We start from the raw sequence: 25,212 nt of genomic DNA on the forward strand, positions 1-25,212 counted from the left end.
AGAGGAATTATATGGATACATTGACGAGGGACATGATCAAGGCCAACGACGTGATCATTGGTGACGGCAACAGCAATGCACTCGTCGGCACCGACGGCGATGACACCTTGCAGGGTGGGTTTGGCAATGATCGGCTCGAAGGCAAAGCCGGGTCTGACCGGCTGGAAGGCGGCGGTGGTGACGACATCTATGTGTTCCGCCTGGGGGATGGCAACGACACGGTGTTTGATTTCAACGACTATCGCGATGCCGGGCGGGATACCTTCCAGTTTGGCCAGGATATCAGCAGCAATCAGCTCAGTTACTACCGGCATGGTCTCAACCTGGTCATCCGCTACAGTGCCAGCGATTCGATCACGATTCCCGATTACTTTCAGAGCGACGATACCTGGGCAAACCGGATTGAAGTGCTGAAGTTCCTGAATGAACCTTTCACAACGATCGCCGCTGAAATCGCCAAACTGGGTTTGCATCTGAGTGATGGCAACGACCAGTACGACGGCGGTTACGCCGCCGACTGGATCATGGGCGACGCCGGGGATGATTCGATTCGCGGCATGGACGGCGACGACACCCTTGAAGGGGGGGCCGGCAATGACACGCTGGAGGGTGTGTTGGGCGTTGATACCTACCGCTTCAAACGTGGTGATGGCCACGACCGGATCGTCGAAGTCAGAGATGCCAGCCGCTTTCTGGATGGCCGCATTGAATTTGCATCCGGCATTCGCCTGGAGGATATGCAGTTCGAAAGTCGCGGCCTGAATACGGTGGCGATTATTTATGGCGAAGGGGATTCCGTCACCGTGTCGATGGACGATTTCAATGGCTTCGAGCTGGCAGGCAGTGGCTTTGTGGACTGGCGCACAGCGTTTGGCCAGCAAGGTCTGAGGCTGAGCGAGCAGGATGACCGTTACGTCGGTGATGCGCGCGACGAGCACATTGATGGCCGCGCCGGCAATGACCATGTCGGCGGGGGCGATGGCCGCGATACCCTGCTCGGGGGAGTCGGCTCAGATTCCTTGAGTGGTGATAGTGGTGACGACCGCCTCGAAGGCGGCAAAGACGGCGACTGGCTCTATGGTGGCGCAGGTGCGGACACCTTTGTGTTCAACAAGGGGGATGGGCCGGAGTTTGGTTTTGATACCGTAGCTGATGGTTATGCCGAAGACAGTCTGCTATTTACAGCCGGCATCAGGCCGGATCAGCTGCGTTTTGTACGTAATGGCGATGGCCTGGAAATTCACTATGGCGCGACCGACCGGCTGTTTCTCCAGAACTACTTTTATGTCGCACAAAACAATGCGCTCGATACGCTGCGTTTTGCCAACGGCGAGAGCCGTAGCCTGAAACAGCTGGTACAGCTGGCGGGCCTGGAGTTGTCTTCCGGCAATGACACGTTTACAGGGAGCGATGCCAACGAACGCGTCGCCGGCCGCGAAGGCAACGATATGCTGGATGGCCGCGGCGGCAACGATAGTCTGAGCGGTGATGATGGCACTGACTTACTTGCTGGCGGCACCGGCAACGATGAGCTGGCCGGCGGCCGTGGTGATGATTTCTATACCTTCGTCAATGGCGATGGGGCCGATGTGGTGATCGAGACAGCGGGTGTCGAGGGCGGTAGCGACACCTTGCATTTCGTTAATGTGAGCAATCTGGCGGGGCTCACTTTCCAGCAACTGGGCCAGGACTTGATCGTTCGTTATGGCGCGGGTGACAGCGTGACGGTGCGCGACTATTTCGCCTCGGCTACCCCGGCGATTGAGCAGTTGAGCCTGCAAGGTCTGCACTACAACCTTGCGGCAGAAATTGCCCGACAGGGGCTGCTGTTGAGTGATGGTGATGACGAGGTGACGACCTCGCCGATGGGCCAGCATCTGCGCGGTGGTCTGGGTAACGACCGCATGATCGGCCTTGAGGGTAACGATGTGCTCGAAGGCAACGAAGGCCATGACACCTTGATTGGTGGCGGTGGTTTTGACGAACTGTATGGTGGAGATGGAAACGACTGGTTGCAGGATGAAATGGGCGGTGTGCTCAACGGTGGAAATGGCAACGATACGCTTGCGGGATCGAACGGCAGCGTGCAGTTGTTCGGCGGTGCAGGCGATGATGTTTACGATACCGCCACGGCTGCGACCATCGTCGAACGCGAGGGTGAAGGAACGGACACCTGGCTTTCTGCAGAGCACATCAATCTGAACCTGGTACGCAATATTGAAAATGCGGTGCTGAAGGAAAGTGCCTTCTCGATGACCGGCATCATTGGTAACCAAGACAATAACCACCTGACGGGCAATCTCACCGGCAACCATCTGGATGGGGGCATTGGCAACGACACCCTGTTGGGCCTTGCTGGCAACGATCTGCTCGAAGGTGGCGAAGGCAGCGATCTGCTGGAAGGGGGGGATGGGGATGACCAGCTGCGCGGTGGCAAGGGCCAGGATACTTTGCGCGGTGGGGCGGGTCTTGATCGCTATTACTTCGACCTGGGCGATGACCCCTTTAGCCGTCAGATTGGCCCGAATGGCCAGCTGATAGAAAACTGGAGTCGCCTCGAAGACAAGGAAGGCGTCACCGAGCTGTACTTTGGCCCCGGCGTCCGGCGGGCGGATCTGCGGCTGGAGTGGATTCCTTCCGAGCAGATGCCACCTCGCGTCTGGTTGGTGTATTCCGCGCAGGACCGGATCGAGCTGGACGCCAGTCTGCTGCAGAGTCCGAATGTGATGCTGTACTTTGCCAATGATCCGGCCGGGGGGCTGGTCGGCATGCCTGCCTCGGAGTTGCCGAGAGTGGGCGGAGATGCTTCCGATTGGCTGCAGGGCACAGATAAAGCCGATGTGCTGATCGGCAAGGGGGGGAATGACCAGCTGTCCGGTCTGGATGGCAATGACTGGCTATCGGGTGGGGCGATGGGGGATGTCCTGATTGGCGGCAGAGGCATTGATACCTTGATCGGCGGCGAAGATCGCGACGAGTACGTGCTGGAACGTGGCGATGACCCATTTACTCTGCAGCGCAACCCGGACGGCAGCCTGGTTGATAACTGGAGCCACATCATCGACCGCGAAGGCGACAATGCCATTCGCTTTGGCGTGGGCATCCGGCCGGAAGACATCCGGTTCGAGCGGATACCTGGTACACCCGATAGCCCGAATCCCCGTTACTGGCTCATCTACTCGCCTACTGACCGGATCGAACTCGATCAAACCGAAGACGGTGGCACGTTCATCCGGGATTACTGGTTCGACAACGGGCAGGTTATCAGCCACGGTGCCCTGTTCCGCCTCGACAAGAGCTCCATCGCTTATGGCACCGAAGCAGGTGATCTGATGACAGGCAGCGACGCCAACGAGTGGCTGTTTGGTCTGGCCGGCGATGACAATTTAATGGGCTACGGCGGCAACGATGTGCTCGAAGGGGGCGATGGCAATGACCAGCTGGAGGGTGGGCTCGGCCAGGATCTGATGCGCGGTGGCGCCGGCAACGATCACTACAAGCTGACTGTCGGTGGTGACGCCTTCCTCCCCACTCCCGGCCCGGATGGCAAGCTGATCGACAACTGGAGCCATATTGACGATAGCGAAGGCCAGAACGAAATCTGGTTTGGCGAGGGGGTGTTACCGGCGCAGATCCGCTTCGAGACCATACCTGGCCTCGTCAACCCGGCGGATGGTTCGCCACGGGTCTGGCTGGCGTATTCACCCAATGACCGGGTTGAGCTGGATCGCTTTGGGGCCACCACTCAGGCGACCCGCCCTACCCTCTTCCACTTCCCCAATGGCCAGAACCTGACGCTGGAGCAATTGCTGCAAGGCTCGGGCGGGGCGGTGATCAAAGGTACGGAAGGCGCCGATACCCTCAACGGCGGTAAGGATGCCAACGAACTCTACGGCTTGGGCGGCAATGATCTGCTGTTCGGCTACGAAGGCAATGACACATTGGATGGCGGCGCGGGCAAGGACACGATGGTTGGCGGTGTCGATGATGATCGCTACGAAGTTGATGATCTGGGCGACATCACCGCAGAGAATGCCAATGAGGGCAAGGACAGTGTGTTTGCCCGCATCGACTGGACCCTTCAGGCCAATACCGAGAATCTGACGTTGCTTGGCAATGCGCGCATCGGCACCGGCAATGCACTGGACAATGTGCTCACTGGCAATGATGGCGTTAATCAGCTGCTGGGGGGTGATGGCAACGACACGCTGATTGGTGGCCTGGGCGTTGACACGCTGGTGGGCGGTAAGGGCAACGATTACTACGTCAATCTGGGCGGCGATCAGATTGTTGAGAATGCTGGCGAAGGCACGGACACGATCGAGACCCAGAGCGGTGGCTACACGCTGCAGAGCGCCATCGAAAATCTGCGTTATGCCGGAACCGGTAACTTCCAGGGCTATGGCAACAGCCTGCACAACTGGCTGGTTGGCGGTAGCGGCAACGATACATTGGTTGGCAATGCGGGCCATGACACGCTCGACGGTGGCGCAGGTAGAGATACGCTGGTCGGCGGTTTGGACAACGATAACCTCAATGGTGGCGCCGACAATGATTCTCTGATGGGGGATTCCGGCAACGACCGTCTGCAGGGTGAACTCGGCGACGATACGCTCGATGGCGGCTCCGGCTTCGACACCTTGATTGGTGGCGCAGGTAACGACGTTTACATCGTCGATTCCCTGTCCGATAGCGTGACCGAACTGGCGAACGACGGGTTGGATACCGTCAGGGCATCGGTCAGCTACACCCTCGGCGCCAATCTGGAGCAGCTGACCTTGACTGGCACCGCCATCAGCGCCACCGGTAATGCTGGCAATAATCTGCTGGTCGGTAATGCCTCCGCCAATCAGATCAAGGGTGGCAAAGGCGATGACCGCATGGAAGGTGAGATTGGCAACGACACCTATCTGTTGAGCAAAGGTGATGGCAAAGACGTGATCCGCGATCGGGATGGGACCACTGGCAACATCGATACCGTGCAGTTCACCGACGCCACCGCCGCAGAGGTCACGGCCGTGTTACGCAGTGGCGATGCGTTGGTGCTGCAATATGGCGCGGGCGATCAGGTGCAGATCGAGCGCTATTTCGATGCCACGTTCGCAGCGACTTACCGGATCGAGCAGTTCAAGTTCAGCGACGGCGTGGTGTGGACTGACGCAGACATCCAGAGCCGGCTGGCCACGCCTGCACCAAGCAGTGTGCTGATCTCGGCTGCCCCACAGGCTGATTCTGGCAACCGGTTGGCGGAGGTGATGGCGGAGAGTTCGGCGGCCGAAATGGCAGGTGTCGATCAACAACTGCAGGCAATGATCGGCGCAATGGCAGCATTTGAACCCGATGCAGCTGCTGCTTTCGGTGGGTATCGTGAAGAGCCCGCTTCAAGTTTTGGCACTTTGGCGGTCAGCACGCACTGATCCGGACTGGGCGCTGGAAACTGACAAAGGACACCGCAAGGTGTCCTTTGTCGTTGATGGCGCCAAACAAGGCTTACCAGCGCGGGTCGGGTACGAACTCGCCAGGGAAGGGGCTGGGCTGCGGCCGTGGATGGCGACGCCCCGGAATCACGCCCATCGCAACCAGATTGTCGTAGCTATCGTAATAAATCGTGATGACCTCATCCGGATTGCTGCTGGCTCGCTGGAAGTCGGTATAGCGGGCTTGCGATTCTTCGCGATTGCCGTGGGCGGTGCCCAGTGGTGTACCGGGCGATACACGGCCGGAGTCTTCCATGATGGGTGCGGCTTCGGCCCGGCGTTTCTGCATCGGAGCGGGTGATGCACTGGCCGCAGGGGCGTCACTGCGGTCGTACAGACGCTCGCGTTCGCGGTAGACCTGCACCGGCGCCCGCTCGCGGAACAAGGCAACGCCGATGACGCCTACCTGGTCGGCCCGCCCGGTGCGCGCGGCATAGCTATGACCTTGTGGGCTGAAGATGAACGAGGCGACTTCCCCCATATTCTTGCGCCAGCCTTCAACCCGTGTTTCGCCCCAGGCATCGATCACATAGCCACTTTGCTGAGGTGAGGCATTCTTGCCGCTGATCACATTGATGCCGTCAACCGATGTCACCGCCAACAGGCGTTCGCCGTACTGGCTACGTACCGAGATTTCATATTTTCCCCCTGCCTTGCCGGCCACATACCAGCTGCCATTGTGATAGTAGGTTGGCAGGAAGCGCCCACTGTAGCGATCGACCACATTGACCTCAGCCATGGTGCCAATGGCAAGTGCGGGCAGGCTGGTGCTGGCAAGCAAGAGGGCGGCAAGTAATTTTTTCATGATGGGGCTCCTGAGCAGTTGATAACGATTTAACGCAAGGTTCGCTCAGAACGGGTTAACGGCAGGTGAACAGAATTGATTGTGAAAATTGCCGGCACTTCCAGGCTCTGTGGATGAGGAGGCAGGTGACGGCGCTGACATCAGGCGAAAAAAAGCCGCCCTTGTGGGCGGCGTGAGTTTGGGGAATCGAAGCAGCCGTTTGCTTGCTGTCCGCATTCGGTGAAACACGATCCAGAAATGAAATGTCAGCCGCACCTAGTGCTGTGTGGCTTTGAGCATGTCCTCCACGACCTTCTTGGCATCGCCGAATACCATCATGGTCTTGTCCATATAGAACAGATCATTATCGAGACCCGCGTAACCAGCGCTCATTGAGCGTTTGACCACGATCACGGTACGCGCCTTGTGGGCTTCCAGAATCGGCATACCGTAGATGGGGCTGGCCTTGTCACGCTGGGCGGCGGGGTTGACCACATCATTGGCGCCGATCACCAGCACCACGTCGGTGTTGGAAAAGTCGGAATTGATCTCTTCCATTTCCAGCACCTGTTCGTAAGGTACTTCCGCTTCGGCCAGCAGCACATTCATATGGCCCGGCATCCGCCCCGCCACCGGGTGGATGGCGTAGCGGACGGTGACTCCCTTGTGGGCCAGGGCTTCGGCAAATTCCTGCAGGGCGTGCTGGGCGCGTGATACGGCCAAGCCATAGCCCGGCACGATCACTACCGAATCGGCATTGCTCATGAGGAAGGCCGCATCGTCGGCACTTCCTGACTTATAGGCTTTCTGCTCGCCGTCACCACTGGCGGCTACTGCCGTTTCGCCACCCATGCCACCACCAAAGATCACATTGAGCAGCGAGCGATTCATCGCCTTGCACATGATGTAACTGAGGATGGCGCCAGACGAACCCACCAGCGAGCCTGCGATGATCAACACCGAGTTGTTGAGCGTGAAACCGATACCTGCTGCCGCCCAGCCTGAATAGCTGTTGAGCATGGAAACCACCACTGGCATGTCGCCCCCGCCGATCGGTGCGATCAGGAAGTAACCCAGCACCAGCGACAGTGCCGTCATGATCCAGAACGACTGCAGCGTTTCGGTGATGAAGTAATGCGCACCGAAGCCGAACATGGCGGTAGCCAGGACGATCTGCACCGGCTTGACCCAAGCGCCCTTCAGCGGCTTGGCGGCCAGCTTGCCCGAGAGTTTTCCCCAGGCCACGACCGAGGCGGTGAAGGTGATGCCGCCGATAAAGCAGCCGACAAACAGCTCGAAGCGATGCACGCCATCGTGGTGGACGCCGGTGTGGTGGACGGCCGCCAGCGCAATCAGCACGGCTGCCAGGCCCACCAGCGAGTGCATCATCGCCACGGTTTCGGGCATTTGCGTCATCGGCACAGTACGGGCACGCCAGATGCCGACCACGGCACCTGCGGCAATGGCGACGACGATCAGGGCGAAGTTGGGGTTAGGGGCAACCGCCAGCGTCATGATGATGGACAGGGCCATGCCGGCCATGCCATAGCGGTTACCGGCCACGGCGCTCAGTGGGCTCGATAGCCCTTTGAGCGCGAGGATGAACAGGATTGCGGCGACGAGGTACGCCCAATCCGCGTAGGGGGCAAGAGAATGCATCGGTGCGGCTCCTTATTTTTTCTTCTTCTTGAACATATCGAGCATGCGCTCTGTGACGGCAAAACCGCCGAATATGTTCACACTGGCAAGAAACACGGCGACGGCGCCGAGCACGCTGGTCAGGCTGATGGTTTCACCGCCAACGGTGACGGTCTGCAGCAGCGCCCCCACCACGATGATGCCGGAGATGGCATTGGTCACCGCCATCAAGGGGGTGTGCAGCGCCGGGGTGACATTCCACACCACGTGGTAGCCAACGAAGATGGCCAGAATGAAAATGGTGAAGATGGTCACAAAGGGCATGCTGTCCGCGTGGGTGACTGCCTGCTGTGCCGCTTGCACGGCGGCGGTAGCGGCTTGGTTCAGGGTTTCGGTCGTCATGATGGATCTCCCTTGTCTCAGTTCGGGCGCTTGAACAGCACTTCCCCACCGTGGGTTACCAAGGTGGCAGCAATGATGTCGTCTTCGCGGTTGAGTACGATCTTGCCTTCCTTATCCAGCAGCAGGCCGAGGAAGGTCAGCAGATTGCGGGCGTAGAGGGCGGATGCGTCGGCCGCCACCAGGCCGGGCAGGTTGGCAATGCCAACCAGGGTGACGCCGTTGTCGGTGGTGTAGACCTCGTTCAGACGCGATAAGGGGCAATTGCCGCCCTGCTCTACCGCCATGTCGATGATCACCGAACCGGCTTTCATCTTGCCGACGGTTTCTGACTGGATCAGCACCGGTGCCGGCCGGCCCGGAATCAGTGCCGTGGTGATGATGATGTCGGCGTTACGGGCGTGTTTATCCACCAGCTCGGCCTGTCGCCGCTTGTAGTCCTCACTCATTTCACGGGCGTAACCACCGGCCGTTTCCGCCGATTTCTTTTCTTCGTCGGTCAACGGGACTTCCACAAACTTGGCGCCGAGCGACTCGACCTGTTCCTTGGCCACGGGGCGCACATCAAAGGCTTCGACTACGGCACCCAGACGCTTGGCCGTGGCAATTGCCTGCAAACCCGCCACGCCGGCACCCATGATCAATACCCGTGCCGGTTTGACCGTGCCGGCGGCGGTCATCAGCATCGGAAAGAAACGCGGGTAGTACTGACTGGCCAGTAGCACCGCTTTGTAGCCGCCGATATTGGCCTGGGATGACAGCACGTCCATCGACTGGGCGCGGGTAGTACGCGGCGTCAGCTCCATCGCAAAACACGAGAGCTGATGGGCTGCCAGTTCGGGCAACAGGGTATTGGTGTAGATATGGAACAAACCCAGCACCAGGGCACCGGATTTGATCTGGGGAATTTCCACGGCCTCGGGGGCGCGGACCTTGAGCACAATATCGGCATCGAACGCCTCGGCTGCTGTCGCAACCACGGTAGCGCCCGCGTCGATATAGTGTTGATCGGGTATGGCTGAGAGCCTTCCCGCGTCGCTTTGTACGACCACACTGTGTCCGCCGGAGACCAGTTTTTTCACGGTCTCGGGAGTGGCAGCCACCCGCGTTTCGTAAGCGGCGACCTCCTTCGCAATGCCAATTCGCATACATGCACCTCGCCTAATTTGATCAGAAACCTTCCCCAAGCCACGCATGCGTGGCTTGGGGAAGGCCTCTGACTTCGGCATGGCACCGTCGTGGTGCCCGTGCTGACAATGCGGATGGCTACCCGATTGACGGGGTATCCCTGCTTTCCATCTCCGATCCGGCCGCTCAGGCATACCCCAGACCGGTTGGTCGGGCGCAGGGCTTCTGGCAGGAAGGGAACAACCACACTGTAAGGACAGGCAACTGCTTGGTGGGACGGGCGTCTTTTGCGATCAACAAAATAAACACCCGCAACACCTTGCCAGCAACAAGCGCTGCTGGGGGTTGACGACTACGGTGCTACGGCGAAATCAAGGGTACAGCGTCTGGCGATGCCTGGTTGAGGCTCGCTGTGGCAGCCGGCCGGGTGAGCCGATTGCCCTGGAAAATATAGGAGGTCTGATGAGATACCTGCCTATACATTTCAAACAAGCGTTTGATCTGACCTATTCAACCACGGCTTGCCAAAAAAGAAAACCCACTCATTGGCGCTACGAGCACTTTTTTGCGGCGCTACAGTGTGGGCGCGGACTGTTACAGCGGTTTTGCTGCGGATCATGTCGGAGAGCGTGGGTCGAGACCGCGTCGGTACTGAATCGCTTCAGCCACATGCGGACTGCTGATCGGATTGCTGCCGGCAAGGTCGGCAATACTGCGGGCCACACGCAGGATGCGGTGGTAGGCGCGTGCAGACAGACCCAGCCGTGCCACGGCGGTATCGAGTAGTTGCTGGCCCGATTTGTCGGGCTTGCAATGACGATCGAGCGCATGGCCCCGCAGTCGGGCATTGGGTTTTCCCTGGCGCTGCTGCTGTAACTGCCGGGCCTGAGCTACCCTTGCCCGCACGTCGCTGCTGCTTTCACCGTCGGCAGGCCCCGCCAACTGTGCGTGGGGTAATGCCGGCACTTCAATCACCAGATCAATCCGGTCGAGCAGCGGGCCGGACAAGCGTGCCCGGTAACGGGCAATCTGGTCGGCGGTGCAGCGGCAACGGCTATCACCCAGATAGCCGCATGGGCAGGGATTCATCGCGGCCACCAGCTGAAAAGCGGCGGGAAAGTCAGCCTGCCTGGCTGCCCTCGAAATGGTAATCCGGTTGCTCTCCAGCGGCTCGCGCAAGACTTCGAGTACCTTCCGGTCAAATTCGGGTAATTCGTCCAAAAACAAAATACCGTTATGCGCAAGGCTGATCTCACCAGGGCGCGGGTCACTGCCTCCACCCACCAGTGCTACGCCAGAAGATGTGTGATGGGGACTACGGTAGGGACGTGAGCCAAAACGGCTGGGGTCGAAGCCGGCACTGCCCAAGCTCTGGATGGCAGCGGATTCGAGCGCTTCGGCTTCGCTCATGGCGGGCAGGATGCCCGGTAGACGGGCTGCCAGCATCGACTTGCCCGTGCCGGGGGGGCCGATCATCAGCAGGGAATGTCCTCCGCAAGCCACGATCTCCAGTGCGCGCTTGGCATGCTGCTGGCCTTTGACTTCAGAAAGATCGGGGTAGTCCGGAGCTTGGGGGGTAAGCTGGGCGATGTGACGGGCAAGTCGGTCGCTACCGGCACAATGCGCAGCGATGGCGAGGAGTGAGGCGGCCGGATAGATTGCGGCACCTTGCGCCAAGGCTGCTTCGTCGGCATTGGCGGGTGGCAGAATGAAGGCATGGCCGGCATCGCGTGCGGCAATCGCCATGGCCAGGGCGCCACGCACCGGGCGCAGCTCGCCGGTCAGGGCCAGTTCGCCGGCGAATTCGAGCTTGTCGAGTTCACGACCATCAATCTGCCCGGAAGCGGCAAGGATGCCGATGGCAATCGGCAGATCAAAACGGCCAGAAGCTTTAGGTAGATCGGCAGGTGCCAGATTGACGGTGATCCGGCGTGCGGGAAATTCGAAGCCGGCAGTCTGGATGGCTGCGCGCACCCGGTCGCGGGCCTCCTTGACCTCGGCGTCGGGCAGGCCGACAACGGTGAAGCTGGGTAGTCCATTGCCCAGATGGGCTTCGACCGTGACCGGCGGAGCGCTGACCCCGGCAAGGGCGCGGCTGTGGACGATGGCGAGCGACATAGGTGGTGATTGGGGTTGGTGCCCGGTGAGGGCCGATGCACGATTGGTCGAATCTCCCTTGGGTTCTAGGCGATCCGCCGGCCGATTGAAAGGCGCAAATGAAGTCCTGGCGCGGTTTTTGCGGTCAAATGGACGGAAACGACGCTTTCGTTCGGGATGTAAGCCAATTTCGATCTATGAAAAGAGAATACCCTTGCGAGAATTGCCATGCCTGATAGCTACCGAGTTCTGATGGTGGGGGCCAGTGGTGCGGTCGGTGCCGCGACGCTGGCCTGTCTGTTGGCGTCACCCCGTTGCAGTCGGGTCGTGGCCTTGGTACGGCGGCCCCTGGATGCGTCGGTGCCGCGTTTACGCAAGCTGGATCAGCGCATGTGTGACTTTGACAGTCTGCACGAGCTTGATCCGGCCGATCTCGAATGCGAGGTTGCGATCTGTACGCTCGGTGCCGGGCAGCCGTCCAAGTTGAGCCAGGCGATGTTGTGGAAGACCGATGTCTATTATCCGGCGGCATTTGCGCGCCTGGCCAAGCATGCTGGCGCCCGCCATATCTCGTTGCTGAGTGCAGTGAATGCCCATGCCAAAGGCCGGCTTTTGTACAGCCGGATCAAGGCCGAGGCGGAAGCAGCAATCCAGACGCCGGGGTTTGACCGGGTCAGCCTGTTCCGACCGGCTCTGCTCTTGACCGAGGCGGTACGCTATGGAATGCCGGACCGCATCAACCAGTGGCTGTTTCCCAAAGTGGCGGGGGTGTTGCCTGATCGCTTTCGGCCGATACCGGTCGAGACTTTGGGACGGGCAATGGCGGTGAACGTTGAACGGGCCGGCAGTGGGCTGGAACTGTTGTACCACGCGGATTTTCTGGCCCTGGGGGCGGGTGATACAACGTCGGGGGGGCGGCGATGAGGCATCAGCAGAACCTAGGCTCTGTTGACGTTTTGTTTCCGGTCGCGCCAGGCCGAGTTTTGGGGCAGGGCTAGGCAGGGTAAGCGAGGTTTAGCGGGCTAAATAAGCGAACCCTAACAACGCCATGCCCCAAAAATCGACCTAGCCCGGAGGGTTTCGACGGATTTGGGCCTGCTGCGGTGTTAAAAATCGCGTGGCTTATCACTAAGCGGCGCGCTTTTCGCCTTGCATCAGACCCAAATCCGACGAAACGCGATCCGGAAATAAAATGTCAGCAGAGCCTAATTCAAGGAGTCAATGATGAGTCAGGTATTGCCTGAGCGCATTCCCGACCAGCTGCCGGATTTTCGAAATCTGGGTGTGATGATGCGCATACTGATTTCGGTCAATGTCATGTCGCTGGTCGCCGCGCTCGGCGGGGCGGAAACCCTGCTGGAGGCGATCCGCCGCTATACAACGACGGCAGCGTTTCTGGAGCCGGCGCTGGTGCTGTCGGTGATGTCGGGTTTTGTTGTCAACCGCTGGCTGAGCCGGCTTCCCTACTGGCAGGGGGTGGTGTTGTGTCTGATCATCAGCTTCATGATGTCATGGGGGGCCCGCTTTGCCCTGCGGGAGCTGGAAACGACCACGGTGCTTGATTGGACCCGAACCGGCCTGTGGGGGATGGGCATCTGCTGGCTGATTCTCGGCTACTTCCGTCTGCGTAGCCGGGCCTTGTCACCCTTGCTGACCGAGGCGCGTCTGCAAGCACTGCAGGCGAGAATACGGCCGCATTTCCTGTTCAACAGTATTAATGCGGTGTTGAGCCTGATCCGCAGTGAGCCACGTAAAGCGGAGCGCGCGCTGGAAGATCTGGCAGATCTGTTCCGGGTCTTTATGGCGGATAACCGTGATTTATCGACCCTGCAAAGGGAGATCGAGCTGGCACGGCAATATCTGAGCATCGAGCAGCTGCGATTGGGCGAGCGCCTGCGCATTGAGTGGCATATCGACAAGATGCCGGCTGATGCCAAAATTCCGCCCTTGGTGTTGCAACCTTTGCTGGAAAACGCGGTGTACCACGGCATTGAACCGTCGTCGGTGCCGGGGGTGATTTCGATCAATGTTTTCCGGGTACGGGACCAGGTGCATATCGACATCCGCAATCCCTATCTGCCGGATGGCGGCAAGCATCATGCTGGTAACAAGATGGCGATGGCGAATATCCGGGAGCGTTTGTTTCTGCACTTCGATGCCGAAGCACAGCTGAAGACCACCGTGGGCAGCGATTACTACCAGATTCATCTGGCGCTGCCGCATCGGGACAAATGACCAATGAAACAACAATGCTTCACGTGAAACAGGGCGGAAATCATCCGCCCTGTTTTCATTGTGCCTGCGTTGTTAACGCCAGTACTTCAAGCGCCACAGCACTTCTTGTACTTCTTGCCACTGCCGCATGAGCAAGGGTCATTGCGACCGAGCTTGGGTTCTGCACGCACAAACGGGGTTTGGGGCGGGCCGGCTTCCTCATCATCTTCTTCGTCATCGTCCTCATCCGAGAAACAGGCCCAACGCCCCATCTCCGCGACGATATCACTGGGGTAGCCCCAACCGTGGTTGAGCTCCTGTTCCAAGCATGTGGCCCAGTCGCGGCTCAGGTCATTCTGAGCGCCTTTCCAGCCTTCAATTTCTTCATCAATCAGCTTGTCATCAAACCAGCTGCGTACCGTATCAAGTTGATCGCCCGCGCCGATTTCTGCCAGCGCAATTTCCAGCCAGGTCAGCATGCCGCCTTCGCCATGAATATCGCCGGTAATGCCTTCGTCACGCATGCGTTGGGCTTCGGCATTGGCGGTGGTTACCAGCCAGGCATGCAGGGCTTCGCGCGGATAATCCCCTTCCAGCACCCGCAAGGTGAGCGCGCGCAACGCGCCAGAGCGTACCCAGATATCGCAACGCTGGTTCTGGGCCAGGGCAGTCAGTTCGCCTTCCGCGCCGGCTGGGCAGGTAGCGGCCAGCGCGCGAGGCAAGCCTTCGGTGACATGATCGCCCAGCACTTCATCAAGGGTCTCGGTGTCAAGCTGGGCCAGATTCAGCAAATGGGGATAAGCGGCTTCGACACGTAGTGTGGCGCAAAGGTAGAGCGCATACAGATGCAGCATCCAGGTGTCGTTGGGGTCGAGCCGTGGTTGTGGGTTGGCGGCACAGTCGGCCAGTTCCTGCACCAGATGCGGAATGGCCTGTTCTGGCGCCTGCATGACCGCCTCGACGGCGGCTTGCGGAAAGACATTGTTATAGCGTTCCAGCTCAGCGCGGATGGCAGGCCAGTCCATGGTAGGGGTTGTCATTGCAGTGTGTCCTTGGGGAGGCTGTACAAAATTGAATTATCTCAGAGGCCGATGCCGGGGGAGACTTTCGGTTATCGCATGTATCAGGTTTCGCGGTAAATCGCGATCTGACGCTTGCCCTCGGCATCGACGGCGGCCCGGTACATGCCTTCGCAGTTGAAGGGCATGGCGATATGGCCGGCATGGTCGATAGCGATAACGCCGCCCGTGCCGCCCATCTTTACCATCTCTTGGTTGATGACAGCGTCGCAGGCATCGACAAGATTGGCGTGGCCGTAGCGGATACGGGCGGCAATGTCGTGGCCGACGGCACAGCGAATGAAAAACTCTCCGTGCCCGGTTCCCGATACTGCGACCCGATCATCGGCCCAGGTTCCGGCCCCAATGACCGGCGTATCGCCGATCCGCCCGGCCATCTTGGCGGTACGGCCACCGGTCGAGGTGGCGGCAGCCAGGTGGCCCTGGCAATCAAGGGCGACGGCGCCTACGGTGCCATGCTTGACCTGCTCGCTGACGGCTTCAGCCGCGCCACCATCGCGTAGCCGTGCCAACTCGCTCTGCAGAGCATCCCAACGCGTCTGGGTGAAGAAATAGTCCGCATCGGCCAGGGCCAGACCTTGAATCTCGGCAAAGGCATCAGCGGCCGCAAACCCCAAGGTGACATGCGGGGTCTGTTCCATGATGCGGCGGGCGAGCCGTACCGGGTTGCGCACCCGGCGTGCGCCCGTGACCGAACCGGCCCGGCGGCTGGGGCCATCCATGATGGCGGCTTCGAGTTCAATCAAGCCGGCATCATTGAATACAGCGCCCCGCCCGGCGTTGAACAAGGGGTCATCCTCCAGGACGATGACTGCGGCCTCGACCGCATCCAGCGCACCCCCGCCGGCTTGCAGAACGACCAGCCCGGCGTCCAGCGCGGCATTGAGCCCGGCCCGGATCGCGGCTTCCCGCTCCGGGGTGAGATCGGTGCGACGGATGGTGCCGGCACCGCCGTGAATGGCCATGGCGATGGGAGCGGTCATGACTGGCTGGTCTCCGGTCGCTTCTTGAAGAAGGTGACCGGCGATACCGGCACACTCGATGGCGGTGGTGCGTTGAAAATGTGCTTTTTCATTTTGCCCACCACATGCATCTCGCAAGGCTTGCAGTCAAAGCGCAGGGTGTAGGTCTCATCGCCGGTCTTCAAGGTCATCGGCTCCGCTTTGACCTGGCCTTGTACGCCTTTGACGCCCTTGGCCTGTTTCGGGCAGAGATTGTAGGAGAAGCGCAGACAATGCTTGGTGATCATCAGGCTGACTTCGCCGGCTTCCTCGTGGGATTCGTAAGCCGCGTCGATCAGCTGTACGCCGTGACGGGTATAGAACGCACGCGCCGCCTGGTTGTAGACATTGGCCAGATAGCTGAGCGAGGTTTCCGGATAGGTCGCCGGTGGCACGGTTTCGGCCTTGCGCTGCGGTCGTGACCAGGCAGCAATGCGAGCAGCTTCCAGCCGCTCGGCAGCCTCACGTCGCAGGGCATTGATGCTGGATGCCGGCACAAACCACGGCTGGCGCAAGGCCAGGACTACTTCGACAGCACGGAACGGGGTGTTGCCGAGCTTGGCCAGATTGTCCCGCAGCGTCAGGTTGGCTTTATCGGCGTTCTGGGCGGGTTCCAATGCCAGTGGCAGATTGGCGCTGGCGCTGAGGCCATCAGCATCGGTCAGGGTCAGCTGCAAACCATCATCGGATTCGGTCAGCCGGAGCCAGACGTCGATCTTGCGCTCGGCGGATTTCTTCTGCAGCGCTTGTTCCCAGGCGTGATCACGATTGCGATTGACGCCAGTGCCGACTTTCAGGCCGGTCAGTGCGGGCATGGCCTCATTGGGCCAGACCCGCCAGAGGGGGGCTTCGTCCCCCTGCCCGACCGGCTTCACCACATTCGCCTGCAAACCCATGACTTCCCGCTTGTGCATGTAGTTGAGGCCATCGCCATTGGCGAGCGCTTCGGGCGTTTCCAGCTCGAACCAATCCGGCCCCAGACGCGTGACGCTGCCAACCGGTACGCCAACGAACTTGGGCGAATCGAAGGCGCCGATGTCACCGCCTTCGCGGCCATTGACGAAGTAGTCGGTGTGGCCGCGATGGAAGTTTTTATCGACATTCGGGGTAAAGAAGATTTCGCTATGCCCACTGCTGGCGGGAGCCAGATCCGGCCGACGTTCCAGAATCTCGTCGAGCAGGTGCCGGTAGTGGGCAGTGATGTTTTTCACATAGCCCATATCTTTATAGCGACCCTCGATTTTGAAGCTGCGGATGCCAGCATCGATCAGCGCTTCAAGGTTGGCGCTCTGGTCGTTGTCCTTCATGGACAGCAGGTGTTTCTCGAAGGCCACCACGCGCCCCTGATTGTCCGTCATGGTGTAGGGCAGACGGCAGGCTTGTGAGCAGTCGCCCCGATTGGCGCTACGGCCGGTATCGGCATGGCTGATATAACACTGGCCGGAATAGGCGACACACAAGGCGCCGTGGATAAAGAATTCGAGCGTGGTATCGGTCGGCACGGCATCCCGCACGGCACGGATTTTCTCCAGCGTCAGCTCGCGGGCCAGCACGATCTGGTCAAAACCGGATTCGGCCAGAAAACGTGCCTTTTCGGGGCTGCGGATGTCGCACTGGGTGGAGGCGTGCAGCTGGATCGGTGGCAGATCCAGCTCCAGTAAACCCATGTCCTGAATGATCAGGGCATCGACGCCGGCATCGTAGAACTGGTGGATCAGCTTGCGAGCGGGTTCCAGTTCAGCATCGTGCAGGATGGTATTGAGGGTGACGAAGATTCGCGCATGGTAGCGATGTGCAAACTGCACCAGCCGCGCAATCTCGCTGACCTCGTTGCAGGCATTGTGACGCGCCCCGAATGACGGCCCGCCGATATACACCGCATCCGCCCCATGCAGGATGGCTTCGATGCCAATATCGGCAGTTTTGGCGGGCGATAACAGTTCGAGTTGATGCGGCAACAGGCTCATGGCGGCAACCAGTTCGGGAAAAGGGCGGGAAGGATAACAGAATCAATCAATTAGAGACTATCCCAAGCGGCTGGCCCGATCCAGCTGCGGTGTTGGCAAGCGCGCGGCGCGGCTAGGGGGTGATGGGCGTATTACAATCCCCGGCTTGCCAATGATCTGTACTAGCCGCCATGAGCTTTGCGTTTCCTATATTTACCCGTGATGACGTTGTTCGTAGCCTGGGCGCAGCCGAAGCCAAAAAGGGTCAAGCCATCATTCAAAACGTGCTGAGCGCTTCGACCCAATTGGGTTTGCTGGTGGCGCAGGTACAAGGCTCCATGGCAAAGCCCTATCGGGTCATTATCAAGGGTGAGCGTTTGCCAACGGGCGAGGTCAGCTTTCATGCTGATTGCAGCTGCCCGGTCGGCCACAACTGTAAACATGCTGCCGCGACCCTGCTGGCCCGATTGCAGCAACAGCAATCAACGCCCGACGGGGTGAACCCACTGGTGCTGGAATGGCTGGCCAGTTTCGAACCGACCTCCCCCCAAAAGAAAGCCGCTGCCAAGAAAGCGCCCAGCAGCCAACTGATCTACCTGCTGAATATGAGTTTGCCTCATCGGCCAGAAATTCGTATGGCCAAGGCTGGCAGTGTGGTGGACGGCCGGCTGGCCGGAAAAATCGAAATCTGGAACAACCTCGACAATGCGTTGCGCAAACCGATCAGCTTTATCAGCGAAGAAGACCTGTCGATACTGCAGCTGCTCAAGACCCATACGGGCCCCGGCTACTGGGGGAGCTGTTATCTGCTCGGGGGGCGGAATGACAAGACATTGCTGGCCAAACTGCTCGAAACCAAGCGCTTTTTCTTGGAGCTGGACGATGGCCGGATAAGCTCGATGGTTCTGAAGGCCGGATCGGAGCGACCCGGCCATCTGAGCTGGCAGCGTAACGAGAAAGGTTTGTTGGTGCCGGAGTGCAGGACGGAGCCACAGGCTTTTCTCTTGCAGCTCAGCAGCCCTTACTATCTGGATGTGCGTGGAAGCGAAGTCGGGCCGGTACGCCTGGATGGCGATTGGCATGTCTGGCAGCAACTGATGACGATTCCACCGCTCAGCGATCACGATCTGCCGCTGGTCAGCAGCCATCTGCAAGGCAAAGTGCCCCCCCAGCTACTTCCCGCTGCTCGCCCGATGGCCAAGGTGGAAGGCTTGGGCCGTGCGGTGCTGCATCTGGATTCGGTACTGATTGACCTGCTCTATGGCTATCGGGATTACCCGGCGCAGCGTGGCGGCTTGCTCGATCTGGCGACGCCCGAGTTCTGGTATGGGCCGTTTCCGGTGCGTCCCGAGGATGGGCGAACCATAGGCCGGACAGATGAGGGCGAATCATTTCTGATTGTGCGCGATCAGGAAGCAGAAAAAGCACGGCTCAGGCAGCTGGGCAAGTTCGGTCTCAAGCCCCTCGGCGAAAGAAATCTGCAGGCCTCCGATGAGATCATGCTTTGCACACAAGGGCGACACGCCCTGGCCAGTGAGGCAAACTGGCCTTTATTCGTGGCGCAATCCATTGCCAAGCTGAAGGCTTTGGGCTGGGAAGTACGCCTTCACGACAGCTTCCGCCACTGGGCTGCCGAACCGACGGCCTGGCTTGCTGAAATCAACAGCCATGACAAAGGCTACACCGTCGGGCTGGAGATCGAACTGGAGGGCGCCCGACTGCCGTTGGCGCCGCTACTGGCCGACCTGGTCCAACGCCAGCCAGACTGGCTGGATGCGCTCTACCGACAGTCTTTGCCCGACACGCTGCCTGTGATTCTGCAAACGCCTGCAGGCCAACGCATGCAGGTGCCCGCTGGCCGCATCAAGCCCCTGCTGGAAATGCTGGTCGAGTTGCTCGATCAGACCGGTGATCACCTCGCCCTCGGCGCCTACGATGCGCCGCGACTGGTTGAAGCGTTGGAGGGCTGGGAAGCCAACGGTATCGAAGTGGCTCGCCAGATGGCCGTCAAATTGCAGCAGGCTGGAGAGGTTAAGGCGGTAGTTCCCCCACAAGGGCTGGCCCTGACGCTGCGAAGCTACCAGTTGCAAGGCTTGGCCTGGCTGCAATACCTGCGGGCCAATGAATTGGCGGGCATTCTGGCTGACGATATGGGTCTCGGTAAAACCGCCCAGACACTCGCGCATATCCTGCTCGAAAAAGAACAGGGCCGACTCGACCGACCGGCGCTGATTGTGCTGCCGACTTCGCTGGTGCCCAACTGGCGACATGAAGCCGAGCGCTTTGCCCCCGATTTGAAAGTGCTGTCGCTGCAAGGCAACCAGCGCAAACAGGACTTCGACCGCATCGCCGACCATGATCTGGTGCTGACCACCTATCCGCTCCTTTGGCGCGATCTGGACGCTCTGGCCAAGCACGACTACCACCTGCTGATTCTCGACGAAGCCCAGGCCGTCAAAAACGCCGCCAGCCGTAGTGCCGACGCGGTGCGCCAGCTCAATGCCCGTCATCGGCTGGCCATAACGGGCACGCCACTTGAAAACCATCTGGGTGAGTTGTGGTCGCAATTCGATTTCTTGCTGCCCGGCTTTCTGGGTGACAACAAAGCCTTCACCAAACTATGGCGCACACCGATTGAAAAGCGTGCCAATGCCGAGCGGCGAGACCTGCTGGCCCGCCGCATCAAACCCTTCATCCTGCGTCGCAAGAAAGACGAAGTGGCGAAAGAATTGCCACCGAAAACCATCATGCTGCGCGAAATCGAGCTCGAAGGCCGTCAGCGGGAACTCTACGAAACCGTGCGGGCGGCGATGGATGCCAAGATCAAGCAGGCCGTGGCCGACAAAGGCTTTGCCCGCAGCCAGATCGAGATCCTCGACGCCTTGCTCAAGTTGCGGCAGGTCTGCTGCGACCCACGCCTGCTCAAACAGGACAGCGCCAAGACGGTAAAGGAACACGCCAAACTCGATGCCTTGATGCAGATGCTGCCCGAACTGATCGAAGAAGGCCGGCGCGTGCTGGTGTTTTCCCAATTCACCAGCATGCTGGCGCTGATCGAGCACGAACTCGACCAGGCCAAGCTCGACTACGTGTTACTGACCGGCGATACGCAGGACCGCGATACGCCGGTCCGCCGCTTCCAGAGCGGTGAAGTGCCGATTTTCCTGATCAGCCTGAAAGCCGGTGGCGTCGGCCTCAACCTGACCGCTGCCGATACCGTTATCCACTTCGACCCCTGGTGGAACCCCGCCGCTGAAAACCAGGCCACCGACCGCGCCCACCGCATCGGCCAGACCAAACCCGTGTTTGTTTACAAGCTGATCGCCGCTGGCAGCATCGAAGAACGCATCCTTGCCCTGCAAGACCGCAAAGCCCAACTCGCCGCCGGCATCCTCAGCGACGACCACAGCGATACCCCGAAGTTTGACGAGAGTGATTTGGCGGCACTGCTGGCGCCGTTGGAGTGAGGGGAGTTAACGCTGAAAGGTGGCGACTGAATGACCTATCGTTCTCTATGCAACAAATGAAAATGGGCGGAAGACCGCCCATTTTTTATACGAAGCTAATTTGGCTCCGGGAAATTACTTTCCAGCGGCCAGCTTGGATTCGTTAACACCCTTCTTGCCGGTTTCTTCATCTACCAGGCTGAGTTTCGAACGAGCCGACATTACGCCCATTTTGACTTCTTGCCATACGTAGTACAGCTTGCCGGCCACTGCGTCGAGTGTCAGTTCTGCGGTGTTTTCGGCCTTTGAGGTCACGGTGTGCTTGCCAGGAGCGACTTCGGTGTAGAGATAGGTCTTGGCTGCGGTCGAACCCAGTTCCTTGCCATCGACGGCAACATCCATCTTGACTGCACCACCAAACGATTCATTGCGGTAGATATATACGCCTGCAACTTCTGGCTTGCTGGAGAATTTCTTCAGTTCTGCGTCCTTAGCTGGGTCTCCCATCGGAACCGATGCGCAGCCCACCATAAAAATCGACAAACCCGCTACTGCAAACAGCTTTTTCAACATGGTATTTACCTTCATTCAATCTAGATCGAAGCAATTTTTACTGTAACCGTGCGTTACGGGCGGAATTTTATAGCCTGTTTGCTGAATTTCCCAAGTTTTTGTATTTGAAAGAAAAATTTCCAAACAAGATGTTGGGTTTTGCAAACAGTGCCTATCCCAGCCTCACCCTCTGCAGCCTCACCCCCTCGTTCCCCGCAAAATCTTTCACGACAATTCGTAGCAGATATTCCCCTGCCGGTAGCTGATCCAGTACCAGGCTACCGGCTTCGGTGCGGCCATTGCGCAGCGTGTGGTGGGCGTTGTAGCGGAAGCGGGTGGTGGCGCTGCCGTGTACGGTGATGCCGCTTTGTTCGGCGTAGATGAATTTAACGGCATCCGGGTCGGCGGGCAGGTGGCTGAATTCGATACTCATGCGAGGCAGCTCGAAGCCGGGTAGGGCTGAACCATCGGCACGCAGCAATTGGTAGCCGAGCGCGTACAGGCCAAGCCGGCGCTGGGGCTGGTTGCCATCGACCTGATCACTGGCTTCGACAACCAGTTGCAGCGCGCCACTCTTGGCAGGTAGATGCAGGGTGCCCTGGTTTAACTGGCCAACCGGTTTGCCTTGCGGGGTCAGCAGTGCAATCTGCTCGATGCGCGGGGGTACTTTATCGGCATAGCCCTTGAAGCCCAGCTGCAGGGGATTGCGCAGGTCGTTATCGGCCCCCAGAGTCAGATGCACATGCGCCATGCTGTTGACGCTGCCAAGTGCTTCGCCGGCCTGAAAGCGGGTGCCTCGCCGGATGCGGATTCGCGGTTTGCCGGCATCATCCTGCACCGGTTGAAAGCGCGCCGGGTCGAGATTTTTTCCTTTGGCATCGCGGCCGACTTTCATGTGGATATAGCCAAGCGTGTCAATGACCATCCCTTCGCCTTGTTTGTCGTAGCCCCAGTTGGCCAGTGGGTCGCTGACTTTACCGCCGGCAATGGCCAGTACCTTCTCGCCCACATCGGCACGGATATCCAGGCCGTTATGCAGATGGTCGCGGCTGTCGCCCTTGTCCTTACCGCGCACTTCACCGAGCGTGCCAACCACTTCATGCCAGCTGTTTTGTGGTGCCAGTGGCCAGCGTTGCTGCGTGGCGGGCAAGGGGTTGGTGGGCGCGGGGCCCAGACGGACGATGCTGAGTGCTGGGGGATTAGGGCTGGCTTGGTAGACCCGGTAGCTTTGCGCATCGCTGAAGTACAGCTTGCCTTGTGGGCCGAGTGCGATGCCGGCCGGGCGATTGATACGCTCGGCCGTGGCGCCGATCAGGATGCTGAGATCGCCTTGCGGCGAAAAGCGCAGCAGCCGCCCGTGGCTCATTTCGCCGACATACAGGTGTCCGTCGGTACCGGCGGTAATGGCCAGCGGGCGCCGCAGTGGCGCCTGCTCGTCTTCCTTGTCGGCCTGGGCGAGTGTGCTGACACGGCCATCACTGGCTAGCTTGCGGATGGCACGATTGCGGGTATCGGCAATCCAGACGTTGCCCTGTGCATCGACAGCGAGGCCACAGGGCGTGTCAAAACGTGCGCTGGTGCCTGGGCCATCGGCAAAACCAGGATGGTTGCCACCGGCGAGGGTGGTGACCATGCCGTCGAGATCAATGCGGCGAATCCGGTCGTTGTAGGTGTCGGCAACGTAGACCCGGCCCTGCTTGTCCACCGCTATTGCCATCGGTCCGTTGAACTGAGCCTGCCGTGCCGGGCCGTCACGAAAGCCCGACTGGCCGGTGCCGGCGAGGGTGGTGACAAGCCCGGCCGGGCTGATTTTGCGAATAGCGTGGTTTCCGGTATCGGCTACGTAGAGATTGCCGGTGGCATCCAGCGCCAGGCCAGAGGGGGTATGAAACGCAGCAGCGGTGCCTTTGCCATCGGCGAAACCTTCGCGCCCCCCAGCCAGGGTGCTGACCTGGCCGTCTGCGCCCAGGCGGCGGATGCGGTTTGTGTCGCCCGCGTCGGCCACATAGAGATTGCCGGCGCTGTCGGCGGCAATGCCGTAAGGGTCGGCAAACCGGGCCTGACCGGCGGCGCCATCCCGCCACCCCCGGATACCCTCTCCGGCCAGCAGGACAGGTTGCAAAATCTGCGGGGTGGATGGCCTTTGGCCAACCGTGCCTGCAAGGGCCGGCACGGTACCGCCTGCGGGGAGAATGCCTGCACCGCCAATCAGAAGTCCCGTCAGGATTGCCATACCGAAATACCTCATGCCACGTGCCCTTCCCTGTGAAAAGGCCCGCAGATTAAGGCTTATTGCAGCGTTAACCAAGCCCGGAGGCAGCCTGGAGCGGCCTCTAACCAAATGCTAATCGCGCCGCAGATTAGCCAGAGATCACTGGAAGTGGTGTGTGGCACCCGCGCAAACTGGCGTCTTTGCTGAGTGCTGCGGACGTCTTGCTTTTCACCGGAAACAAAACGTCAACAGAGCTTAGGTAAGCATTGGCACCTGCAGCGACCCCTGAAATACCGGGTGACGATGGCAGGATGGGGTTTGGCCGGGGGCCTGCGTGGCGGCGAACTCTCCGGAATGGCTAAGAGGAATATCTATGCGAATGATTTTGGCTGGTGCAGCCGTGTTATCCAGTTTTCTGCCATACCAGACGGTATGGGCAGCCAGTGGTGCATCGAAAGGTCAATCTGGCAAATCGGTGGAGGCGCCTGTGGTGCTGGTCTACGCCGGTGCGCCGGTATGTAAGGGCTGCGAAGAGCCGGTTCTTGATCTGATCAGGCAGCCGCGGACACCAGAACTCAAAGCCTTGGCACCAGAGGCTAGAGTGGTGCGGCAGTGGTCGGAGGTTCCGCAGGCACTGAAGGCATTGCCTGCGCGTTCGATCTTTGTGATTCCTGGTACCGACGATGACTTGAGTGCCTGGGCCAAAGGCGGAAGCCAGGCCATGACGCCGGCGTCGATCCAGGCTATTCAAGACTGGTTGCGGGCCGGGGGGCGCTATGCCGGAATCTGCGGCGGCGCCATTGTTGCCCAGGCCCGGTATCAGGACGACAAGTTCGCTTTCAATGCGCTCAACATCGCCGCAATGGAAGCCGACAACTTTCCGAACGAAGATGCCGTCGAGCGCATCGAAAAGCTGTATTGGTTACCGACCAAGCTGGAATTTGGTGCGTATTTTCAGGCGGGTTCGGTTATGACCCTGTTGCTGGGCGAAGAGCGGGTGGAGATTCTCGGCAAGTATCTGGCCTCTGCCGGCAAGGTTCCCCATCCGGAAGGCATCGCCGTGGCGCAGTTCTCGTATGGGCAGGGCAAAGTGTTCGTATCCGGCGTTCATCTGGAAGCCACCAGGGACTTCTGGAACAAGCCCCCTGCCGACTTTGTGCCGCATACCGAACTTCTGGAAATGGCCTTTGCCGACTTGATGTCCGACCGCCAGATCGGAACCGGCCGCTTTCGCTAACC

The 25,212-nt window shown here is 59.7% G+C and carries 15 protein-coding genes; 5 read left to right on the plus strand and 10 right to left on the minus strand.

Annotation, left to right across the window (positions count from 1 at the left end):
- Positions 1–11 precede the first annotated feature (11 nt).
- Positions 12–5,417 carry a calcium-binding protein gene (locus tag PZA18_RS01055; RefSeq protein ID WP_284098913.1) on the plus strand — a complete coding sequence of 1,802 codons (5,406 nt, stop codon included), beginning with the start codon at positions 12–14 and terminating at the stop codon, positions 5,415–5,417.
- 73 nt (positions 5,418–5,490) lie between these two features.
- On the opposite strand, the gene PZA18_RS01060 is transcribed toward PZA18_RS01055, so the two are convergent.
- The 5 genes from PZA18_RS01060 to PZA18_RS01080 form a co-directional block, all read right to left on the minus strand.
- On the minus strand, positions 5,491–6,282 hold the full coding sequence (locus tag PZA18_RS01060; protein ID WP_284098914.1) for a hypothetical protein: 792 nt from the start codon (positions 6,280–6,282) through the stop codon (positions 5,491–5,493).
- 255 nt (positions 6,283–6,537) lie between these two features.
- Positions 6,538–7,920: an NAD(P)(+) transhydrogenase (Re/Si-specific) subunit beta gene (locus tag PZA18_RS01065; RefSeq protein ID WP_284098915.1), complete on the minus strand. Its 1,383-nt coding sequence runs from the start codon at positions 7,918–7,920 to the stop codon at positions 6,538–6,540.
- A 12-nt stretch (positions 7,921–7,932) separates the two neighbouring features.
- The gene (locus tag PZA18_RS01070; RefSeq protein ID WP_284099051.1) at positions 7,933–8,223 is read right to left on the minus strand and encodes a proton-translocating transhydrogenase family protein; all 291 of its coding nucleotides are present in this window, start codon (positions 8,221–8,223) and stop codon (positions 7,933–7,935) included.
- Between the two features lie 95 nt (positions 8,224–8,318).
- Positions 8,319–9,446 (minus strand): Re/Si-specific NAD(P)(+) transhydrogenase subunit alpha, encoded by a 1,128-nt coding sequence (locus tag PZA18_RS01075; RefSeq protein WP_284098916.1) that lies wholly within the window; start codon positions 9,444–9,446, stop codon positions 8,319–8,321.
- A 595-nt stretch (positions 9,447–10,041) separates the two neighbouring features.
- A complete protein-coding gene (locus PZA18_RS01080; RefSeq protein WP_284098917.1) occupies positions 10,042–11,544 on the minus strand; it encodes a YifB family Mg chelatase-like AAA ATPase in 1,503 nt (500 codons plus the stop codon).
- 207 nt (positions 11,545–11,751) lie between these two features.
- Between PZA18_RS01080 and PZA18_RS01085 the strand changes: the two genes are divergently transcribed.
- Together PZA18_RS01085 and PZA18_RS01090 are read left to right on the plus strand one after the other, a co-directional pair.
- Positions 11,752–12,447, plus strand: coding sequence for a Rossmann-fold NAD(P)-binding domain-containing protein (locus PZA18_RS01085; RefSeq protein WP_284098918.1), 696 nt, complete (start codon positions 11,752–11,754; stop codon positions 12,445–12,447).
- 300 nt (positions 12,448–12,747) lie between these two features.
- Positions 12,748–13,758, plus strand: coding sequence for a sensor histidine kinase (locus tag PZA18_RS01090; protein WP_284098919.1), 1,011 nt, complete (start codon positions 12,748–12,750; stop codon positions 13,756–13,758).
- Positions 13,759–13,844: 86 nt separating this feature from the next.
- Here the strand turns inward: PZA18_RS01090 and PZA18_RS01095 are convergent, their stop codons facing one another.
- The 3 genes from PZA18_RS01095 to PZA18_RS01105 form a co-directional block, all read right to left on the minus strand.
- The gene (locus PZA18_RS01095) at positions 13,845–14,777 is read right to left on the minus strand and encodes a DUF1186 domain-containing protein (protein WP_308447313.1); all 933 of its coding nucleotides are present in this window, start codon (positions 14,775–14,777) and stop codon (positions 13,845–13,847) included.
- Positions 14,778–14,860: 83 nt separating this feature from the next.
- Complete coding sequence (locus tag PZA18_RS01100; RefSeq protein ID WP_284098920.1) at positions 14,861–15,799, minus strand: isoaspartyl peptidase/L-asparaginase family protein; 939 nt, start codon at positions 15,797–15,799, stop codon at positions 14,861–14,863.
- Entirely contained in the window at positions 15,796–17,784 is a 1,989-nt protein-coding gene (locus PZA18_RS01105; RefSeq protein WP_284098921.1) for a peptidase U32 family protein, read from the minus strand. Before PZA18_RS01105 ends, PZA18_RS01100 begins: the two co-directional genes overlap by 4 nt.
- A 170-nt stretch (positions 17,785–17,954) precedes the next feature.
- On the opposite strand from PZA18_RS01105, the gene PZA18_RS01110 reads away from it, so the two are divergent.
- The gene (locus PZA18_RS01110; RefSeq protein WP_284098922.1) at positions 17,955–21,230 is read left to right on the plus strand and encodes a DEAD/DEAH box helicase; all 3,276 of its coding nucleotides are present in this window, start codon (positions 17,955–17,957) and stop codon (positions 21,228–21,230) included.
- Positions 21,231–21,344: 114 nt separating this feature from the next.
- Here PZA18_RS01110 and PZA18_RS01115 read toward each other — a convergent pair whose 3' ends face one another.
- Together PZA18_RS01115 and PZA18_RS01120 are read right to left on the minus strand one after the other, a co-directional pair.
- The gene (locus PZA18_RS01115; protein ID WP_284098923.1) at positions 21,345–21,782 is read right to left on the minus strand and encodes a DUF2846 domain-containing protein; all 438 of its coding nucleotides are present in this window, start codon (positions 21,780–21,782) and stop codon (positions 21,345–21,347) included.
- Between the two features lie 151 nt (positions 21,783–21,933).
- A complete protein-coding gene (locus PZA18_RS01120) occupies positions 21,934–23,994 on the minus strand; it encodes an NHL domain-containing protein (protein WP_284098924.1) in 2,061 nt (686 codons plus the stop codon).
- Positions 23,995–24,346: 352 nt separating this feature from the next.
- Between PZA18_RS01120 and PZA18_RS01125 the strand changes: the two genes are divergently transcribed.
- Positions 24,347–25,210 (plus strand): hypothetical protein, encoded by an 864-nt coding sequence (locus PZA18_RS01125; RefSeq protein ID WP_284098925.1) that lies wholly within the window; start codon positions 24,347–24,349, stop codon positions 25,208–25,210.
- Positions 25,211–25,212: the final 2 nt, after the last annotated feature.

This window comes from Parachitinimonas caeni (assembly GCF_030129945.1).
GTDB lineage: Bacteria > Pseudomonadota > Gammaproteobacteria > Burkholderiales > Chitinimonadaceae > Parachitinimonas > Parachitinimonas caeni.

What these genes read in the sequence shown, in the direction of transcription:
- PZA18_RS01075 (WP_284098916.1), bottom strand. Translation starts at nt 9,446, where the DNA reads ATGCGAATTGGCATTGCGAAGGAGGTCGCCGCTTACGAAACGCGGGTG.
- PZA18_RS01065 (WP_284098915.1), bottom strand. Translation starts at nt 7,920, where the DNA reads ATGCATTCTCTTGCCCCCTACGCGGATTGGGCGTACCTCGTCGCCGCA.
- PZA18_RS01060 (WP_284098914.1), bottom strand. Translation starts at nt 6,282, where the DNA reads ATGAAAAAATTACTTGCCGCCCTCTTGCTTGCCAGCACCAGCCTGCCC.
- PZA18_RS01080 (WP_284098917.1), bottom strand. Translation starts at nt 11,544, where the DNA reads ATGTCGCTCGCCATCGTCCACAGCCGCGCCCTTGCCGGGGTCAGCGCT.
- PZA18_RS01125 (WP_284098925.1), top strand. Translation starts at nt 24,347, where the DNA reads ATGCGAATGATTTTGGCTGGTGCAGCCGTGTTATCCAGTTTTCTGCCA.
- PZA18_RS01070 (WP_284099051.1), bottom strand. Translation starts at nt 8,223, where the DNA reads ATGCCCTTTGTGACCATCTTCACCATTTTCATTCTGGCCATCTTCGTT.
- PZA18_RS01095 (WP_308447313.1), bottom strand. Translation starts at nt 14,777, where the DNA reads ATGACAACCCCTACCATGGACTGGCCTGCCATCCGCGCTGAGCTGGAA.
- PZA18_RS01055 (WP_284098913.1), top strand. Translation starts at nt 12, where the DNA reads ATGGATACATTGACGAGGGACATGATCAAGGCCAACGACGTGATCATT.
- PZA18_RS01110 (WP_284098922.1), top strand. Translation starts at nt 17,955, where the DNA reads ATGAGCTTTGCGTTTCCTATATTTACCCGTGATGACGTTGTTCGTAGC.
- PZA18_RS01090 (WP_284098919.1), top strand. Translation starts at nt 12,748, where the DNA reads ATGAGTCAGGTATTGCCTGAGCGCATTCCCGACCAGCTGCCGGATTTT.
- PZA18_RS01115 (WP_284098923.1), bottom strand. Translation starts at nt 21,782, where the DNA reads ATGTTGAAAAAGCTGTTTGCAGTAGCGGGTTTGTCGATTTTTATGGTG.
- PZA18_RS01100 (WP_284098920.1), bottom strand. Translation starts at nt 15,799, where the DNA reads ATGACCGCTCCCATCGCCATGGCCATTCACGGCGGTGCCGGCACCATC.
- PZA18_RS01120 (WP_284098924.1), bottom strand. Translation starts at nt 23,994, where the DNA reads ATGGCAATCCTGACGGGACTTCTGATTGGCGGTGCAGGCATTCTCCCC.
- PZA18_RS01105 (WP_284098921.1), bottom strand. Translation starts at nt 17,784, where the DNA reads ATGAGCCTGTTGCCGCATCAACTCGAACTGTTATCGCCCGCCAAAACT.
- PZA18_RS01085 (WP_284098918.1), top strand. Translation starts at nt 11,752, where the DNA reads ATGCCTGATAGCTACCGAGTTCTGATGGTGGGGGCCAGTGGTGCGGTC.